Below are 18,058 nucleotides of genomic sequence, written 5' to 3'. Positions count from 1 at the left end.
ATTACGGTTGCTTCTTGGTGACTCCCGCGAGACCTTTGAAAGAGCTGTGATGGATGATCACCTGCTCGGCTGGTTGACGACCCTCGATGAAGACCGGCTCGCGCGCCTGCTGGCCAACCGCCCGGACGCGATCGCCGCGCCCTGGCCCCGCCGCCTGGACACCCTCGCCCGGCGTCTGAACGACACCTTCGCGGTGATGGAGGTCATGCGCGGCCTTCCCCTGCCTCCCCTCGAGATCCTGCAGGCCTGCCTGGTCATCGGCGAGCGCGCCAACGCCGAGGAGCTGGCCCGCTTCCTCGGCGTCACCACCGCCGAGGTGCTCCCCTGGCTGGACGACCTGTTCGACCACGCCCTCGCATGGCCGGGCCCCGACGGCCGCCTGCACCTCGCCGGGGCCGTCGCCCGCTGGTGGACGGCCCCCTGCGGGCTCGGCGACCCTCTGCTGTCCTACCTGGACTCCTGGACGCTCAACACCGACGGGCTGCGCCGCATGAGCCGCGGCCTCGGCCTGGCCTCGCAGGGCGGCAAGCGCCAGCTGATCACCCGCATCACCGGCGTGCTGTCCGACGCCGACCGGTTGTCGGCCCTGCTGCGCCAGGCCCCGGACGGCACCGTCAGCCTGCTGGACGAGTTCGCCTGGGACGGGCCGGTGCGCGGGGTGGACGGCAACCGCTTCGTCGCCCCGGGCTCCCCCGAGCAGTGGGCCGCCGACCACGGCCTGCTCTACCGCACCCAGTGGGACATCGCCGAGATGCCCCGCGAGGTCGCCCTCGCGCTGCGCGGCCCCGACTACCACGCGCCCTTCACCCCCGAGCCGCCGCAGCTCGGCACGGTCCCGGTGGACCCCGAGGCCGTCGACCACCAGATGTGCCTGGCCGCCCCGCACGCCGTCGACCGGGCCGCCGCGCTGCTGGAGAACACCGACAAGACCCCGCTGCCGCTGCTCAAGGGCGGCGGCGTCGGGGTCCGCGAGGTGCGCCGGGTCGTGAAGGAGACCGGCTGCACCGAGGAGGAGTCCCGGCTGCTGCTGGAGGCCTGCGCCGTCGCCCGGCTGCTCGCCCTGGACGAGCCGGCGGGCGGCCTGGTGCCGACCAAGCGGTTCGACGCCTGGCGGCTGGAGGACGCCCCCACGCGGCTGCGCGCCCTCCTGGCGGCGTGGTGGCGCATGGAGCGCTCATCCCTGCGGCGCACCGCCGGGAAATACCCGACCGTGCTCTGCGACGACCCCTCCGGCGAGACGGTGGCGCGCATCCGCTGGGCCGTGCTGGCCACGCTGGCCACCCTCCCGCCCGACGCGGCCTTCGCGAGCATGCCCGAACTGGTGCAGGCCGTGCACTGGCGGGCGCCGCTCCTCGACCGCGACCTGCTGGCCGAGTGCTGCCCGGCCGTCCTGGCGGAGGCCCGCCTGCTCGGCCTGGTCGCCTCCGACACCCTCACCGCCCTCGGACGGGCCCTGGCCGCGATCGGCTCGGCCTCGGCCGGAGACGAGCAGGACGAGACCGTCCCCGCGGTCGAGCGGGCCCCCGGGCTCGTCGAGTCCTCGGTCCACGCGCTGGCGGGCGCGCAGCGCACCGCCCTGTTCGGCGCCGACCTGACCGCCGTCGTCACCGGCCCGCCCGCCGCCGAGCTGTCGGGCCTGCTCGACCGCGCCGCCGACCGCGAGTCGCAGGGCGCCGCGTCGGTGTGGCGGTTCAGCCCCGCGAGCGTGCGGCGGGCCCTGGACGCCGGGTACACCGCCGACTCCCTCCTTGAGGAGCTCAGCGCGGCGGGCACCCTCCCCCAGCCGCTCACCTACCTCGTCAGAGACGTCGCCCGCCGGTACGGCGAGGTCACCGTCACCACCGTCGGCTGCATCATCCAGGGCTCCGACCCGGCGCTGCTCGCCGAGATCGCCGGCCACCGCCGCCTGGCCCGGCTCGGCCTGCGGCTGCTGGCCCCGACCGTCCTGGCCGGCGCCGCCCCGGCCGCGCGCACGCTCGCCGCCCTGCGCGACGCCGGGTACGCGCCGGTGCCCGTGGACGACAGCGGCGAGATCGCGGTCAGGCGCGAGCCGCAGGGCGGGCGGCTCATCCTGCTGCCCGGCGGCCGGGTGGCCGAGCTGGAGGAGCCGCACGTGCATCTGGCCGAGCCGCCGCCCGACCCGCGCGAGCACGCCCGGCGGCTGGCGGGCGCTCTCGCGGAGGAACGGCACACCGGCCAGACGTGGGCCGTCATCGGCCGCCTGGCCACCCGGCTGCCGACCGCCCAGCAGTCCCTGCTCGGCTTCGTCGTCGACCGGGGTGTGCGCGCGCTCATCACCCTGTCCGACGGCCTCACCGCGACCATCAGCCACGGGGAGCTGCGGCGCGGGGTGCTGGACGCCTGGTGCGAGGAGGCCGGCGACTACCTGGAGTTCCCGCTGGCCGAGATCTCCTCGGTCACCAGCGGCTGACGGCGGGTCGCAGGGCCGCCTCCGCCGAAGGCGGCGCCTGGCCTGGTACTTTTCCCAGTCATGCATGAGGTCGCGATCCACGGGCAGAGTCCGCCCGGACGGCGGCGCGCCGCGCCGTGCACCGACGGCCCTACGTGAGGGGCGAGGACATGTCCTCAGTGCAGCACGAAGGCTCACCCGCCCGGACATCGCGGCACCTCGACGGCTCGGCGCCCCGCCCGGCGAGCGAGCATCCTGAGACGGAGGGCTCCCCCGGCCTCGGCGCGGGCGTGACCCGCGTCCTGGCCGGCCTCACCTCACAGATCCACCTGCGCCATCAGTGGATCACCGTCGAGGCGATCGGCCACGTGGTCACCCAGCGCTGCGCCACCTGCCGGCGCATCCGCGTCCGCGTCCAGGGCGGCTGATCCGCCGGGGTCTCAGGGCGTCAGGGTGAGGGTGTCGGCGGCGTCCGCGCGGACGGCGCGTTCGGTCTGGCGCATGGGAGTGGTGGCGCCGTCGGCCCACAGCTCCGCCTGGTCGTCGTAGTCGCGGTGGAAGGCGTGCCCGGAGGCGCCGGTGAGGTTCGACCAGCGCGAGCGGTCCAGGTCGGCCAGGTCGACGACCATCCGCATGGACGGCACCCAGTCCACCTGGTAGCCCGTGGTGGCGTTCCAGCCCGTGGCGTCGACGGCGTCCTTGCCGCCGCCGAGCCGCAGCGGCCCCCGGTTGAACAGCCACTCGACGGGACCGATGCCGGAGGTGCCGAACGTCTCGTTGGTCAGCTCCAGGGTGTGCAGGTCACCCCACCGCCAGTCGCGGGGTGAGTCGCCCAGCTTGGCGCGAAGCTCCCCGGCGGCGTCGCCCATGGCGGCCACGAGCATGTCGTCCCGCGTCTCGGTCCTGTCCTTGGTCCGCACGTCGTCCCACCACGGGTCGCCGGGACGGTCGAGCAGGGGGCGCACGACCTCGTACCAGCGGTCGCCGCCGCCGGGCCGGCCGCCCTCCGGCAGGTCGTCGTCGAAGGTGCGCTGGAGCAGGTGGCGCCAGACGGCGTTGAAGTAGGCGGCGGGCGCGGAGTCGCGGCCTTGGGAGAAGTCCCAGCCCGCGAGCAGTTCCCGCGCCTCGGGCACCTTCGCGCCGGCCCGCAGCAGGTGCGGCACCAGGACGGGCGCCAGGCCGTTGGCCGAGTCCATCTGGATGTCCGCCATGGCGGCCGAGGTGATCTTTCCCTTGGCCGTCGCCCGCCTGATGCGCTCGATGATGCGCTGCGAACGGTAGCCGTAGGACCAGTCGGAGGTGAGGAAGCGGCTGTAGGAGGGGCCGGTCGCGGCGTTGTTGGCGGTGGCGATGAAGCCCTCGGGCGGGTTGTAGGCCATGGGAAGCTCCTCGAAGGGGATGAACCCCTTCCACTCCTCCTCGCCGGTCCAGCCCCGCGCGGGCCACCGGCCGTCGCCCGCCTCCCGGACGGGGATGCGCCCCGGCGCCTGGTAGCCGATGTTGCCGTCGACGTCGGCGTAGATCATGTTCTGGGCGGGGGCCTCGAAGAAGGACGCGGCCGTGCGGAAGTGCGCGAAGTCGGTCGCGGTGTCCAGCAGCAGCAGGGCGTCGGCCGTGCGTCCCGGGTCCAGGGCGGTCCATCTCAGGGCGATCTCCAGGTCGTGCCCGGCGGACGCGAGTCTGCCGTCCTTCCCCGGCCGGCCGCCGGCGGGCGCCCCCTCCTCGGCCCTGGCGGCGGCCCCCGGCAGGGCGTTCGTGGCGCCGCCGAGCACCCCGGAGATGATCGGGCCGTGCCGGGTGGACCGGACGGTCAGCCGCTCGGCGGGGCGCCCGGCGACCTTGATCTCCTCGGTGCGGGTCTCCATGGGCCGCCAGGAGTCCCCCGCCTGGTAGGTGTCGCCCTTGGTGCGCTCCAGGTACAGATCGGTGACGTCGGGGCCGAGGTTGGTGAACCCCCAGGCGACCCGGTCGTTGTGGCCGATGACGACCCCGGGCATGCCCGAGAAGGTGTACCCGACGACGTCGTAGGGGCACGCGGCCGACTTCACCCGGCAGTGCAGGCCGGCCTGGTACCAGATGGAGGGGATGCGCGGCCCGAGGTGCGGGTCGTTCGCCAGCAGCGGCTTGCCGGTGCCGGTGTGCGCGCCGCCCACGACCCAGGAGTTGGAGCCGATGCCGGCGCGGTCGGCGCCGCCGGTCCCGAGCGGGGAGGGCACGGCCCGCAGCGTGCGCGCCACGTCGGCCAGCACCCGCGCCGGGGCCGACACGGGCTTCGCCGACCGCCCCGCCGCCCTGGAGCCGGCCTTCCCGCCGGGCGCGCCCGCCGGGGTGGTGGTGAAGCGGCCGTCGTGGACGGCGCCCGTGGTGACGATGGGCTGGTGCCGGTCGAAGGGATAGCCGGGGAAGAGCTGGTCCACCCGCTCGACGGGGAGGACGGAGGCGTCCAGGGCCCGCTCCAGCTCGTCGTCCATGTTGGAGCGCAGATCCCAGGCCATCGCCTTCAGCCAGGCGAGCGAGTCCGCGGGGCTCCACGGCTCGGGGGTGTAGGAGCCGTTGGTGAGCTTGAGCACGGCGTATTCCAGGCTCCTGGCGGCGAAGCCGTCGTTCGCCCGCATCCAGGCGTTCACCCCGTCCGCGTAGTCGGCGAGCGCCTGGCGGGTGCGCGGGTCGAGCAGCGGCAGCTCCCGCTCGGCCGTGCGCCGCCAGCCGAGGGTGCGCACCACCTTGTCCACCTCCAGCGTGGAGGTGCCGAACAGCTCCGACAGCCGGCCGGCGGTGGTCTTGCGCCGGAAGTCCATCTCCCAGAACCGGTCCTGCGCGTGGACGTACCCCTGGGCCATGAACAGGTCGCGCGGGGTGCTCGCGTAGATCTGCGGGATGCCGTGGGCGTCGCGGACGACCGTGACGCGCGCGCTCAGGCCGGGAAGCGGCAGCTCGCCGTCGACCTGGGGGAAGGATCGCCGCACCGTCCACAGGCCCGCGCCGGCCAGGACGAGGGCGAGCACGAGGACGGCGGTGAGGAAGCGTGCCCCCCATCGGAGCGGACGGGACAGACGAGCAAAGGGGGCGAACCTCAAATCACGGACCTTTCACCATGGAAACGCACCTCACAGTAAGGGACCGCGTCCGTGCGGTCGATCACCGGCCGGCCGCTGATCGATCACTGTTCGGGACGTCCATCCCCTACCGGTGCGTCCGGGGCCAGGGTCAGGGGGCCGGTTTCCTGCCGACGCCGCCGACCAGCCACGCCTTGTCCGGGTTGTGGACGTTCAGCGGGTTGTCCGGGCGCCAGGCGCGGATGTACACCAGACCCGGCTCGACCATCTCGAACCCGTCGAAGAAGCCCATGACCTCGGCGCGCCTGCGTGAGGCGTCCTCGATGCGGCCGAAGACCCGCCGGTAGACGTTCACGATCGGCGGCGCCACCTCGGGCCGGGAGTCGAACACCGCGTGCACGATCATCAGATGGCTGCCCGCCGCGAGCAGGTCCCGCAGCTCGGCCACCCGCTTGTACGGGTCGTCCTCGTCGGGGATGAACTGCAGCGAACTGAGCACCACGATGCCCACCGGCCGCGAGACGTCGATCACCCGTCGCAGCCCGGCGTCGGCCATGAGCTCGGCGGGGTGCATGATGTCGCCCTCCACCACCCCGGTCTTCGCGTCGGTGGCCAGCAGCGCGCGGGAGTGCGAGAGCACCACGGGGTCGTTGGAGACGTACACGACCCGGGCCTCGGGGGCCAGCGAGCGGGCGATCTGGTGGGTGTTGTTCTCGGACGGGATGCCGGCGCCGATGTTGAGGAACTGGGTGACGCCCTGCTCCACCATGTACCGCACCGTGCGGGCGTGGAAGGCCTGACTCTCGCGCGCCATGACGCGGATCTCCGGCGCGACCGCCAGGATCTGCTCCGCGGCCTCCCGGTCGGCGGCGAAGTTGTCCTTGCCGCCGAGGAAGTAGTTGGCGATGCGGGCCTGGTTGGGCACCGTGGTGTCCAGGATCGCCCGCAAGCGCGGGGCCTCGTCCGTCACGGTGCCACCTCCCCTCGCCGACGGCCCGGCACGGGCGCCCCGACGGGCCGCACACGGTGACTCATCCGGCAAACCCGGCGGTCACTCCCAAGCCATCACAGAAGACCACGATATACATGGTACGGGCTGACACTTGGGCAGGTTGGCCAGGAAAGACCGAACAAACCGGGTTAAATCCGGGTTACGGCCGCTGTCCAGGCACGGAGCGGACCTCACCGGCAGATGGGCCCCGAGGTCTCAGGCGACGGACACCGAGGTGAAGCGGGTCTCGAAGCCCTGGCCCTCGGGCGCGGCGCACATGACGCCCGCCAGCGCGGGGACGCCGGGCGGGAAGTACGCCAGGCGCAGCAGGATGGCGGGCTCGCCGCCGTCGACGCCGTACCGCACGATCACGGTGTCGCCCTCGCGGACCAACTCGACCGTCACCGCCTCGACGGGGCCGTCCAGCGGCGTGACCGACCAGTCGGAGAATCCCCTGGTCACCACGGCGCCGACGTGGAGGCGCCCGTCAACATACTCGACGCCCGCCTTGACCCAGTTCTCCTCGTCGACGCGCAGCGCGGCGCCCGCCTGGTCGTACTGCTCGGCGTAGTCGGCGACGAACGTGGTGACGACGCGAACGTCCCCGGCGACGGGCGTGCCGAAGACGTGGCCGGTGTCATAGCTGTACCCGTAGTGCGTGACCCGCCACAGGTCGGTGCGGGCGTCCGCGGTCACCCGCAGTACGCCGTCCGCCGGGTCCGCCGACCACTTCGCGGGCTCGTTGGTCCACTGCCAGCCGCTGAAATCCTGGTTCATGGTGCCTCCTGCGGTCACCTTACCGATCACCGGAGGGAGAGCGCTCTCTGGAGTCGGTCCGCACTGTGGGTCACCGTTCACGCCCGGGCCGAATAAGCTTCAGATGTGGCTGACCCGAAGTTCGAGATCCAGATGCTCCATGATCGCGTCATGGTCAAGGTCGAGCCGGAGTCCGAGGAGCGCCGAAGCTCGGCGGGCATCGTCATCCCGGCCACCGTCAAGATGGCCAACCGCCTCATCTGGGGCGAGGTGTGCGGCGTCGGCGCGAGCGCCCGCCTGGTGAAGGTGGGCGACAAGGTGCTGTTCAACGCCGAGGACCAATACGAGGTCGAGGTCCACGGCCAGGTCTACCTGGTCATGCGCGAGCGCGACCTGCACGCCATCGCCACCCCGCAGTCCGAGCAGGGCACCGGCCTGTATCTGTAGCCCGGTCTGTATCTGTAGCCCGGCCTCGCCGCGCTCGGCGAGGCCGGCCCTGAGGTGCCTCAGCCGAGGGGGTTGAGGCAGTTGACCCGCCCGCGCGGCGCCCCGAGTTCGTCCAGCACCAGCCGCTGCACCACGGGGTCGAGGATGACGCCGAGATGGGCGCTGAAGTCCAGCGGGCAGACCTCCTGCACCAGCACGTTGCGCACGCCCGGGCCGCTGAGGTAGCCCGAGCCGTAGGGCGTGACCACCTCGTCGTAGCGCGTGGCGATCACGGCGTACTCCACACCGGGAACGGTCTCGCCGCCGGAGTTCAGGGCCGCCAGGAACGCCGAGCCGGCCATCTGCTGACCGCACGCGGGGCAGGCGTCGGTGATCGGCCCGGTCAGGCCGAGCAGGTTCCCCAGCGTCACCAGGCCGCTGAGTGTGGTGCCGTGGTTGGACGGCGCGATGCCGACCAGCTTGCGCACCTTGGCCGCTCCCCCGAGGAACTTCAGGTAGTGGCGCGGCATCATGCCGCCCTGGGAGTGCCCCACGATGTCGACCCGCTGCGCCCCGGTGGCCGCGAGCACGCGGTCGACGAAGGCCGAGAGCTGCTGCGCGGAGCGGGCGAGGTCGCCGGTGCCCTGGATGAGCGCGCCCGGCGTGCCGCCGTAGTCCAGCGCGAAGACGCAGTACCCGGCCCGCCTGAGCACCGGCGAGATCGCCGGCCAGTTGACGGCCATGTTCGCGAAGGTGCCGTGGACCAGGACCACCGGGCGCGGATGGGCCGAGGCCGGCCGGCAGGCCCAGTCGTTCGCCCCCTGCGGCGAGGTCTCGGCCCGCGCGGTGCCGGTGAGGGCTGAGGTGATCAGCACCGCGCCGGCCAGCACCGAGAGGACGGCTCGAAAACGCATGACTTTCCCGCCTTCCCACCCATTGAGCGGGCGTTTCGGGTGAATGGCAGAAAAGTAAATCGAAAAGGGTCCGGACGACTTGTCCGTGGCGATGAAACGCACCCGTCAGGCTGTCACGTGGATGACAAAACCGCGTATCGGGCAGACCGAGAAGAACTCACCACATGCCCCGGACGCGTTTTTCCGGCCGCGTTCTCCCCGGGTCTCAGCGCATGGCTTGCGATGTGGACGGCGCGGCCAGGGCCCGGGCGCGCAACGCTATTTCCAGCTCGAAACGGTCGTCGGGAGAGGTGAGCTGGTCGCTGAAGAGTTCGGTGGCCTGCCGCAGGCGGTAGCGCACGGTCTGCGGATGCACGTGCAGGCGGGCCGCCACCTCGTTGGCGTTGTGGCCGCACTGCAGCCACGCCAGCAGCGTCTCGGCGACGCGGTCGCGCTGAGCCGGGCGCAGCACGCGCAGCGGGGCCAGCCGCGTGCGGCGCATGACCCTGACCAGCGCCTCGTCCTTGAGGATGATCAGCGTGGCCAGGTGGTCGGCGCAGCGGACCACCTGGGCGGACGGCAGCACGCCGCGGCGCACCAGGTCCAGCGCCTCGCGGGCCAGCCGCAGCGACTGCGCCGCCTCCCGCACCGGCACCGGCGGGCCGATGACGACCGTCCAGTCCCGCAGGCCGCCGTCCAGCATGGCGGTGCGGCCCGGCCCATCGGGGTCCGGCACGAGGAGGAACGGGTCGGATCGGTCGAGATCGAAAAGCACGTCGGGCGGCAGCGCGGGCCTCACCGGCAGCCCCCCGATCGCCCCCGCCGCGGCCCCGACGCCGTCGCGTCCCGTGGGAGCCGCCGATCGATGTCCGTGGCCCGCCGCCCTGGGGGCCAGGGCGACCCCGGTGACGATCCTGGGCACCGGCCAGCCCACCGCCCTGGCCAGATCGTCGACGGCGCGCGGGTCGGCCGGAGGATCGGAGACCAGCAGGTCGAGCAGGCGTCGCCGGCGCAGCTCCAGTTCTCCGGCGACCCTGATCTGTGCCTGCGCGTACCCCTCGGCGGCCGCCGCCGCGATCTCGTCCAGGTAGACCAGAATCGCCTCGCCGGCCGCGCACAGGCCCTCCCGTGAAAGGCTCGGCGTCTCCGACGACAGCGCCAGACGGCGCCATGCCACGCGGGCGCAGATGCGCAGGGCCGCCTGGAGGGAGTCCAGCGGCCGGCCCTCGTTCGCCTCGCCCTTGCCGATCGCGCGGAAGACCTCGGCCACCCGGCCCGGGCCGGAGCCGTCGCCGGGGCCGGAGCCTCTGGCGAGGAACAGCCGCAGGGCCTCCTCCACCGCGCGCCGCACGGCCGTGACGTAGGTCTGGTCGCCGGGCCGGGAGTACTCGGGCACGCTGGCCTGGATCTCACCCAGCATCTCCTCGGCCAGTTCGGGGAGATGGTCGCGGATGACGTCGGCGAACGCGCCGGGCATCCGCGGCGGCGCCGGGGCGGCGAAGGCGCTCACCCGCGCCTCCGGGCGGCGCTCACCCGCGCGGCTCCTCGATGGAACGAGGGCCGGATCCGCCTCTGGACAGCGCTCACCTTCACCCCTCGGGTCCGGGCAAGATCTCCAAATGCGGACGTTACTCCATTTTCACCGCGTTCCTATGCTTCTGTGCGTATTTCTCATAGGTCGAGTTCGCACCCCGGTGACAATCCACCACGAGCCGGCCCGCTCCGGGCCGATGATGGACCCCAGCAGGGCGGCGCTCGCCGTCTGATCCAAGGACGACCGAGGGGTGTCATCCCGTAATGAGCACATCGGCCGGTCCGGATCTGCTGTACGTGTCGGGTCTGACCAAGTCCTATTCGCAGGTGCCCGTGCTGCGCGACATCGGCTTCTCGCTGCGTTCCGGTGAGGCGGTGGCGGTGGTCGGTCCCAACGGTTCCGGAAAGACCACTCTGCTCAAGTGCGTCGCGGGAGTCGAGGACGCCGACGACGGTGTGATCGAGCTGGATGGCGCGAGACTTCGCGAATCGGAATCGGCCACTCGTGCCGCGATGGCCTGCCTTCTCGACGACGCCGAGTACTTCCCGGACCTGTCGGTCATCGATCACCTCACGCTGTACTCATGGGCGCACGGCATGGAGGACCCGGACCGGGTGGTCGCGTCGGTGCTGCGAGAACTCGATCTGCACGCTGCGGCGAACCAGCTTCCGGTCACCTTGTCCAGCGGCCAGCGCCACCGGCTCGGTCTCGCCTCCTGCCTCGTGCGCCCCCGCCGGCTCCTCCTTCTCGACGAGCCGGAGCAGCGGCTGGACGCGAAGGGGCGGGCCTGGCTGGCCGACCGACTCCAGGCGGAGAAGGCGGCCGGCGTGGCGATACTCTTCACCTCCCACGATCGTGAACTGGTCGGCGCGGCGGCCGACCGCACGATCGAGGTGGTGGCGTGACGGTCGTCGACGACGCCCCGGGACGCGTTCCGAAGGCCAGAGACCTGCGCGGCAGGAGGCGGTCCGGAAGACCGCGGCGTCCCCTCGCGTACACGCTGTCCTCACTGCTTGAGCGCGGTCTCTATCTCGTGGTCCTCGGTGCTCTGATCGTCGAGGTGGTGAGCTCGGGGTTGGAGCGGGTCGAGCGGGGCGGCGCGCCACCGGAGTCGGTCAGAACATCGGTGACGCAGCTCACCGCCGCGCTCCTGGCGATCTTATGCGTGGTGCTGCTCGCCAAGGCGCTCCTGGCGTTCGGCCCGCTGCAGGCGAGCGCCTCGGCGCGCACGTGGCTGCTCAGCACTCCGGTCGACAGAGGCGCCCTGCTCAGCAGCCATCTGTCCGTCGCCCTGGCGATCGGCTCGGCCGTCTCCGCCGCGCTCGGATACGCCTTCCTCGCGGTGACCCGCCTCTCGGTTCCGCTCGTGCCGTGGTTCACGCCGTGGGCGGCGTTCGGCGCCGTCGTGACGTGCCTCTGCGTACTGGTGCAGGCGGGACACCGGTCGGCGCGCGCCGTCCAGCGGGGGCTGAGCGTCATGGCGTACGCGCTCACCGGCGTCGCGGCGGCGATCCTGGTCCTACGGCCCGGCTACCCGCTGGCGGACCTGGAGGAGGCCGGCACGGCGGGGTACGCCGTCTGCGCGGTCGCCTCTCTGGTCGTAGCCGTCATCGCGGTTCGTCTCGCCCGGCGAAGCCTGGGCCTCATGACCCGGGGAATGCTCTCCTCCGGCAGCGAACTCGCCATGGCGACCCAGGTTTCCGTTCTCTCGCTCGACGTCACCTTGTTCTGGGCGATCGTTCTGGAACGGCGTGCGCGGACGATCGCGCTGGTCCGGCCCGCACGCATCAGCGGAAATCGTCTTGTCGCTCTGGTGCGGACCGACCTGGCACGGGTGCGGCGCATGCCGACCGGCCTGTTCATCTGGGCCGCGCTGATCTGCGTACCTTATGGCGGGCATGTGGTCGGGTTGACCGCTTTCCTGCCGGCCCTGCACACGGTGACCGCGTTCCTGGCGGTGGACAGACTCGCCGGCGGGCTCCGGATCATCTCCCGCTCACCCGCGATCCGCCGGGCCCTGGGCGGCTCGGACCGGTCGCTCACACTCGCGCATCTGGTGGTGCCGGCGGCGGGGGCGCTGCTGTGGTCGGGGGTGACGGTGGCGCTGGTTCCCGGTGTGTCCGTTCTCACCGCGACGGTGTCCGCCGTGGGCGCCGTGATCGTGACGTACCGGGTGGCGACCCGGCCGCCGCTGGACTACGCGAGCCCGATGGTGGACGTCGGACTGTTCGGCCCGACGCCGCTCGGCCTGATATTGCAGCTTCTTCGCGGCCCGGCGCTGCTGGCCGGGCTGTCGCTCCTGCAGACGGCACTGAGCGGATGACGAGATGACGCCCGAGGCCGGGGCCTTCGGGCGTCCAGGTCAGGTGACGAACTGGCGGGCCTGTTGGATCAGGTCGATGCCGAGGCTGAGTTTGAGCATGGCCCAGACGATGACGGCGGCGGTCGCGAGCGTCACGGCGCCGACCAGGATGCGGACCGGCCAGTTCTGCCGTTTGAGCCAGGCGGTCCAGCTCTCCAGGGTGCGCTTGGCGAACTGCAGCAGCCGGTGGGCCCACTCGAACTCGGTGGCGAGCACGGCCAGGCCGGCGAAGACGATCAGCCACCCCGGGCCCGGCAGCGGCACCAGCAGCAGGCCGCCGATCACCAGCGCGGCCCCCACCACACCGACGACGATCTTCAACGTGAGGCGGCCGGTGCGGGTGGAGCGCACGTCGTCCAGCCGGCCCTTGAAACCTTCACGGCGGGCGTTCTTCGTGGCGTCGCCGCGCCTGTCGTCGGTCACGGCCACTTCTACCCCCTGTCCGACCCCGTATCCGTGTCCAGAATAGGGGCGATGCTCCGCCACCTGCCTCATCCGCAGGTCGAACTCGTGGTCCGCCTCCAGGCGGAGACGACCCTGAACCCACCCCGGCGGCCTCGCCGGTTTTCGGTCGGCCGGTCGCCTCCGACAAGGACCGGCCGATGTCCCCCTACCCCGAGACGGGCCTCGCCACCACCGATGTTGGGTCTTCTCAACGAGGGGCGGCCGGGTTATCAAGAGCGCTGGACACGGTGTGATTTCCACGCGCCGTTCCGATCACCCGCGCCGGGGCCGCCGGCGCCGCGTTCTTGATCCGCCGGCTCTGGAGTGAACGGAGGACGACATGCGTCGACCACGGAAGGTTCTCGCCCGATTACTGTGCATCACCGCCATGCTCACCGCCACGCTCACGGGCGGGCTCACCGCGGCGGCCACCGGCGCGCAGGCCGCGGTCCCCGACAAGTGGGGTTTCGCCTTCGTGGACACCACCTCGGGAATCCCCGATCCGACCCACCAGGCGGGAAGCTGGTCCGCCGGATCGACCGTCACGGTCAGTCCCGGTGTGATCGGCGAGGTGTTCGTGCGGTTCCCCGGCATCGGCGTCTCCCCCTCCCGCGTCGATCCCGGCGTCGCCCACGTCACCGCGATGGCCCAGACCGCCGTGTGGTGCCAGATCGAGAAGTACGGGGCGGTGGGCACCGACGAGATCGTGGCGGTGCGGTGCTACACCTACGGCGGCAGGCCGGTGTTCACGCCGTTCGCCATCACCTACGCCTCCAGCACCGGGCCCCTGCCGTCGCCGGCGGCGCTGGGCTATCTGTACTGGGACGGCTCGGGCCTCGCCGCCTCCTACAACTCCACGGGCAGCGCCAACACCGTCGTGCCGTCGCTGTCGCCGGGCGTGTGGACGGTCATGTTGAACGGGCTCGGCCCCGCGCGCGCCTCGGGGAACATCCAGGTGACCGCGGTCGACTCCAGCGTGCCGGCCCACTGCAAGGTGAGCACGTGGTCGCCGTCGTCGAGCGGGCAGAAGATCTCGGTGCGCTGCTTCGACGCGGTGGACGCCCCGCTCAACACCGGCTGGACGCTGACCTACCACAACGAACGCGCCGTCACCGGCGGGGCGATCCCGCCCAAGAACTTCGCCTACACCTTCGACAACGACCCGGCCAACCCCGGTCCGTACACGCCGGTGCCGGCCGGTGTCACCTTCAACTCGGTGGGGTCCTTCAACGAGATCCAGACCGCCGGGTTCGGGCTGCGCCTGGTGACCTTCCACAAGGTCGGCGTGCTCCCCGACGACGTCCAGGTCACCGCGTACGGGCGAGGGCCCGCTTTCTGCAACCTCCTCGCGCGCTGGGCGACCTACGGCAACGAGGTGACGGTGCGCGACGTCGCCTGCTACGAGGGCGGCAGGCCGGTGGAGAGCGCCTCGATGGTCACCTACGTCTCGGCGTACTGACCTCGACGTACCGACCTCCGCGTACCGATCTCCACGGACGGCGAAGCGGGCCCGGCGCCTGGAGGGCGCCGGGCCCGCGTCCGTCACCACGCCGACCGGCCGGGTCTCGGCCGGTCGGCGGCGCGGGTGGCCCGTCGAGCCGGTGTCGCCGATGGGCCCGGCGGCGGGTGTCCGCCGGGCCGGTGGCCGAGGTCAGCCGGCGGTGCAGGTGACCGGCGACGGGACGGCGTTGGTGCCCGTGGAGGAGGCGCCGAAGCCGAAGGTGGTGGAGGCGCCCGCCGCGAGGTTGCCGTTGTAGGAGACGTTCTTCACCGTGACGTTGGCGCCGCTCTGGGTGAGGGTGCCGTTCCAGAGCTGGGTGATGGTCTGGCCGTTGGCGAAGGCCCACTTCACCGTCCAGCCGGTGATGGCGGCGGTGCCGGTGTTCTTGACGGTGACCTCGCCCTGGAAGCCGCCCGGCCAGGAGTTGGTGACCGCGTAGGTCGCCGTGCAGCCACTGTTGCCGCCGCCGGAGGTGGTGGTGAAGGTGACCGGGCTGGAAGCGGTGGAACTGTTGCCCGCCGCGTCACGCGCCACCACGTAGAAGGTGTAGGACGTGCTCGCGCTCAGGCCGGACAGCGTGAAGGTATTGCTCGTCGCCGTCCCCACCTTCACATCCGTCGTCCCCGCCTCCCGGTACACGTCATACCCGCTCACCCCGACGTTGTCGGTCGACGCCGTCCACGACAACGTCGCCCCAGACGAGGTCACCGCCGACGCCGTCGGCGTCCCCGGCTTCGACGGAGCCGTCGTGTCGGTGGTGCCGCCGGAGGTGGTGGTGAAGGTGACCGGGCTGGAAGCGGTGGAACTGTTGCCCGCCGCGTCACGCGCCACCACGTAGAAGGTGTAGGACGTGCTCGCGCTCAGGCCGGACAGCGTGAAGGTATTGCTCGTCGCCGTCCCCACCTTCACATCCGTCGTCCCCGCCTCCCGGTACACGTCATACCCGCTCACCCCGACGTTGTCGGTCGACGCCGTCCACGACAACGTCGCCCCAGACGAGGTCACCGCCGACGCCGTCGGCGTCCCCGGCTTCGACGGAGCGGTGGTGTCAGGGGTGCTGCTGCCGTCGCGGTCGCCGTAGATGATGCCGCGGCCGTTGGTGCCGATGTAGACGCGGCCGTAGACGCGGGGGTCGCCGGTCAGGGCCTCGCCGATGTTGCCGTACTGGTGCTGGTCGTCATTGACGCGGATCCAGGTGCCGGCGGTGTCGTCGGACCGGTAGACGCCGTAGACGCCGTCCACGCGTCCGGCGAGGTAGAGCGCCTGGTAGGTCTTCCCGGGCGCCGCCTTGCCGAAGCCGATGTTGGTCGCCTCGGTCACGCCGCTCACCTTGGTGAAGGAGGCGCCGGAGTCGGTGGAGTGCCACAGGCCCCCGGTGCCGCCGGCCAGCCAGATGTCGCCCTCCGTGCCGGGCAGCGCCTTGAACTTGACGCCCGTGGAAGGCAGGCCACTGGCCGCGGTCCTGGTGAAGGCGGCGCCGCCGTTGGTGCTCACGTAGAAGCCGCCGTTGGCGAAGGCGTAGAACTTGTTCTTGTTGACCCGGTCGGACTCGACGACCGCGTTGGCCGGCGCGCCGGAGGACTGGCTCCAGCTGTTGCCGTAGCCGACGGAGTAGACGACCGGCTGACCGGAGTCACCGGGCGCCCAGACGAACCGGCTGCCGTCGGCGGCCGCCGCGACCGTGCCGCCGTTGTTGACGCCGCCGGGTTCGGTGCCCTGGAACCAGTTGGCCCCGCCGTCGGTGGAGAAGGCCACGTGGCTGTCGTTGGGCCGGTCGGAGTCGGTGAAATCGCCGGCCCTCACCATGATGCTCGGGTTGGTCTCGGCGTAGTCGAGGCTCCTGGTGCTGGTGAAGACGGGCTGGGTGAACATCATCGACGGGACCTTGGTCAGGTCGGTGTGCCGGAACCCGCCGATGTCGCCGAGGCCGCTGACCAGGGGCGCGCCGGACGGCGGGCTGATCAGGTCCAGCACCGCGGTCTCCTCCAGCCCGATGACCGTGGGCTTGATGGTGAACTGCCCGCCGGTGTCCCACTTGGTGAGGTCGGTGGTGCCGTAGATGGTCGCGCCCGTGCCGTACATCATGCGGTCGGAGTTGAACGGGTCGATCTCCAGCGACTCGGTCATCCATCCCAGCTTGGGGGTGACCTCGGGCGGGGCCGGGTTGGTGCCGAAGGTCAGCCACGGCGTGGCGGAGATGTCCATCTTGTAGCGGAACGAGCGGTCGGGATAGCTGGTGAAGTCCCACACGCGCGTCCAGGTGGCGCCCGAGTCGGTGCTGCGGAAGAAGATCACGTCCGGCCACCAGGAGACCTGCGTGGCCACCATCAGCGTGCCCGGGTGCTGGCGGTCGACCGACAGGCCGCTGTAGCCGAAGTAGTCGTCGGAGCTGCTGGACGGAATGGGGCTGATCTGGGTCCACGCCCCCGTGGCGGTCGTGTACCGCCACACCTCGCCCTTGGCCCCGTCGTACGGTCCGCCGGTGTCGCTCGTGGCGATGTAGAGATAGCCGTTGGTCGTGTCCAGCACACCCTTGTGCGCGATGTAGCCGGTCGGCTGGCCGGAGACCCGCTCCCAGCTCGTCCCGCCGTTGGTGGTGCGGTAGACGGTGTTGCTCTTGTCGGCGACCCCGACGTAGATGGTCTGGGTCGCGCTGCCCGAGCTGCCGGTGCGCTTGTCGAAGGTCACCCACACGACGCCCTGGTTGTCGCCGTTGTAGGCGTCACCGGGGCTGGCCACATAGTTGCCGGCGTTGGGGAAGTTGGTCACCTTGGCCCAGGTGGCCCCGGAGTCGGTGCTGCGCCACAGGCCGTTCCCGCTCGGCGCCCCGAAGTACAGGACGCTGTTCTTGTTGGGGTCGATGGCCAGCCGCTCTCCCATGCCGCGGCCGGGCATGTTGCCGCCCAGCTTGAACGGCAGCGGCGAAGCCTGCCAGGTGGCGCCCTTGTCGCTGGAGCGCAGGATGGCGCCGTTGTTGGGGTCCCAGGAGTTGGTGTACATGCCGGCGGCGGCGTAGACCTTGTTGGGGTCCACGGCGTCGGTGGCGATGCTGACCACGCCGTTGTAGCCCCAGTTGTCGAACCCGACCCAGTCGAGCAGCGGGGTCCACGTCTGGGACGACGCGTTCCACCGGTAGGCGCCGCCGATGTCGGTGCGCGCGTAGATCAGGTCCTTCTGGCTCTGGTTGAAGACGATGCCGGGGACGAACCCGCCGCCACCGATCTGGACGTTCTTGAAGGTGTAGGGCTCGGAGGCGGCGGCCGCCGACGGCGGCGCCTGCACACCCGCGAGGAAGCTGGCGGCGAGCGCCATCGCGAGCATGCTGAGGAGCTTCTTGCGCATGAACGGTTCCCTTCGGATCGCCTCGAAACGCTTCGAGAACGCGGTCTACCGCCATGCACGATCAGGTGGGACCCTGACCGTCGACCTCCAGCGTGCATGGTACCGATGAGGCTCCTGACAGCCTCCGCCGAAGGTTCACACAACCCGTGCCAGGGCGTCAATAGTTTGGCGCTCAAACATTCTCCGGCAGGCGCGGGCGTGCGCCGGCCCGGCGGGAACCCTCGGCGGCGGGGCGGGAAAGCGGCCGGCGGCGACCCCGCCGGCCGACGGGGACGGAACTCGCACGCCTGGCGGAGGCAGGCCCAGGGGACGACCGGGGATGACCGGGGTGCGGCAAAGGCAC

At 71.7% G+C, this 18,058-nt stretch carries 13 protein-coding genes; 6 read left to right on the top strand and 7 right to left on the bottom strand.

The features are described 5' to 3' along the window. The first annotated feature begins 49 nt into the window (after positions 1-49). Positions 50-2,431 carry a helicase-associated domain-containing protein gene (locus ACFQSB_RS10965; protein WP_380826031.1) on the top strand — a complete coding sequence of 794 codons (2,382 nt, stop codon included), beginning with the start codon at positions 50-52 and terminating at the stop codon, positions 2,429-2,431. Between the two features lie 149 nt (positions 2,432-2,580). Beyond that, entirely contained in the window at positions 2,581-2,838 is a 258-nt protein-coding gene (locus ACFQSB_RS10960) for a hypothetical protein (RefSeq protein ID WP_354843819.1), read from the top strand. Positions 2,839-2,850: 12 nt separating this feature from the next. Here ACFQSB_RS10960 and ACFQSB_RS10955 read toward each other — a convergent pair whose 3' ends face one another. The 3 genes from ACFQSB_RS10955 to ACFQSB_RS10945 all read right to left on the bottom strand — a co-directional run bounded on the left by ACFQSB_RS10955 (position 2,851) and on the right by ACFQSB_RS10945 (position 7,234). After that, positions 2,851-5,415: a penicillin acylase family protein gene (locus ACFQSB_RS10955; protein WP_380826028.1), complete on the bottom strand. Its 2,565-nt coding sequence runs from the start codon at positions 5,413-5,415 to the stop codon at positions 2,851-2,853. Between the two features lie 202 nt (positions 5,416-5,617). Next, the gene (locus ACFQSB_RS10950) at positions 5,618-6,436 is read right to left on the bottom strand and encodes an SAM-dependent methyltransferase (protein WP_380826026.1); all 819 of its coding nucleotides are present in this window, start codon (positions 6,434-6,436) and stop codon (positions 5,618-5,620) included. Positions 6,437-6,673: 237 nt separating this feature from the next. Next, positions 6,674-7,234: a DUF1349 domain-containing protein gene (locus ACFQSB_RS10945; RefSeq protein WP_380826025.1), complete on the bottom strand. Its 561-nt coding sequence runs from the start codon at positions 7,232-7,234 to the stop codon at positions 6,674-6,676. A 105-nt stretch (positions 7,235-7,339) separates the two neighbouring features. On the opposite strand from ACFQSB_RS10945, the gene ACFQSB_RS10940 reads away from it, so the two are divergent. Continuing rightward, entirely contained in the window at positions 7,340-7,660 is a 321-nt protein-coding gene (locus tag ACFQSB_RS10940) for a GroES family chaperonin (protein ID WP_380826023.1), read from the top strand. A 59-nt stretch (positions 7,661-7,719) separates the two neighbouring features. Here the strand turns inward: ACFQSB_RS10940 and ACFQSB_RS10935 are convergent, their stop codons facing one another. After that, entirely contained in the window at positions 7,720-8,553 is an 834-nt protein-coding gene (locus ACFQSB_RS10935) for an esterase/lipase family protein (protein ID WP_380826021.1), read from the bottom strand. A gap of 205 nt (positions 8,554-8,758) precedes the next feature. Continuing rightward, a complete protein-coding gene (locus ACFQSB_RS10930) occupies positions 8,759-10,042 on the bottom strand; it encodes a PucR family transcriptional regulator (RefSeq protein WP_380826019.1) in 1,284 nt (427 codons plus the stop codon). 287 nt (positions 10,043-10,329) lie between these two features. On the opposite strand from ACFQSB_RS10930, the gene ACFQSB_RS10925 reads away from it, so the two are divergent. Beyond that, the gene (locus ACFQSB_RS10925; protein WP_380826018.1) at positions 10,330-10,971 is read left to right on the top strand and encodes an ABC transporter ATP-binding protein; all 642 of its coding nucleotides are present in this window, start codon (positions 10,330-10,332) and stop codon (positions 10,969-10,971) included. Further along, positions 10,968-12,389: a DUF6297 family protein gene (locus ACFQSB_RS10920; protein ID WP_380826017.1), complete on the top strand. Its 1,422-nt coding sequence runs from the start codon at positions 10,968-10,970 to the stop codon at positions 12,387-12,389. Before ACFQSB_RS10925 ends, ACFQSB_RS10920 begins: the two co-directional genes overlap by 4 nt. A 39-nt stretch (positions 12,390-12,428) precedes the next feature. Here the strand turns inward: ACFQSB_RS10920 and ACFQSB_RS10915 are convergent, their stop codons facing one another. Next, positions 12,429-12,851, bottom strand: a complete 423-nt coding sequence (locus ACFQSB_RS10915; RefSeq protein WP_380826015.1) for a TIGR02611 family protein — start codon at positions 12,849-12,851, stop codon at positions 12,429-12,431. A gap of 361 nt (positions 12,852-13,212) precedes the next feature. On the opposite strand from ACFQSB_RS10915, the gene ACFQSB_RS10910 reads away from it, so the two are divergent. Next, positions 13,213-14,331, top strand: a complete 1,119-nt coding sequence (locus ACFQSB_RS10910; RefSeq protein ID WP_380826013.1) for a hypothetical protein — start codon at positions 13,213-13,215, stop codon at positions 14,329-14,331. Between the two features lie 192 nt (positions 14,332-14,523). On the opposite strand, the gene ACFQSB_RS10905 is transcribed toward ACFQSB_RS10910, so the two are convergent. Then, positions 14,524-17,715 (bottom strand): cellulose binding domain-containing protein, encoded by a 3,192-nt coding sequence (locus ACFQSB_RS10905; protein ID WP_380826011.1) that lies wholly within the window; start codon positions 17,713-17,715, stop codon positions 14,524-14,526. Positions 17,716-18,058 lie beyond the last annotated feature (343 nt).

The organism is Sphaerisporangium rhizosphaerae, from assembly GCF_042665155.1.
GTDB classification, from domain to species: domain Bacteria; phylum Actinomycetota; class Actinomycetes; order Streptosporangiales; family Streptosporangiaceae; genus Sphaerisporangium; species Sphaerisporangium rhizosphaerae.
Note: the sequence above shows the minus strand (reverse complement) of the source record. Positions and strands in the feature narration are given on the sequence as shown.

Excerpts from the sequence above, each read along its gene's own strand:
- ACFQSB_RS10965 (WP_380826031.1), top strand. The coding sequence starts at position 50 with ATGGATGATCACCTGCTCGGCTGGTTGACGACCCTCGATGAAGACCGG.
- ACFQSB_RS10960 (WP_354843819.1), top strand. The coding sequence starts at position 2,581 with ATGTCCTCAGTGCAGCACGAAGGCTCACCCGCCCGGACATCGCGGCAC.
- ACFQSB_RS10945 (WP_380826025.1), bottom strand. The coding sequence starts at position 7,234 with ATGAACCAGGATTTCAGCGGCTGGCAGTGGACCAACGAGCCCGCGAAG.
- ACFQSB_RS10935 (WP_380826021.1), bottom strand. The coding sequence starts at position 8,553 with ATGCGTTTTCGAGCCGTCCTCTCGGTGCTGGCCGGCGCGGTGCTGATC.
- ACFQSB_RS10925 (WP_380826018.1), top strand. The coding sequence starts at position 10,330 with ATGAGCACATCGGCCGGTCCGGATCTGCTGTACGTGTCGGGTCTGACC.
- ACFQSB_RS10910 (WP_380826013.1), top strand. The coding sequence starts at position 13,213 with ATGCGTCGACCACGGAAGGTTCTCGCCCGATTACTGTGCATCACCGCC.
- ACFQSB_RS10905 (WP_380826011.1), bottom strand. The coding sequence starts at position 17,715 with ATGCGCAAGAAGCTCCTCAGCATGCTCGCGATGGCGCTCGCCGCCAGC.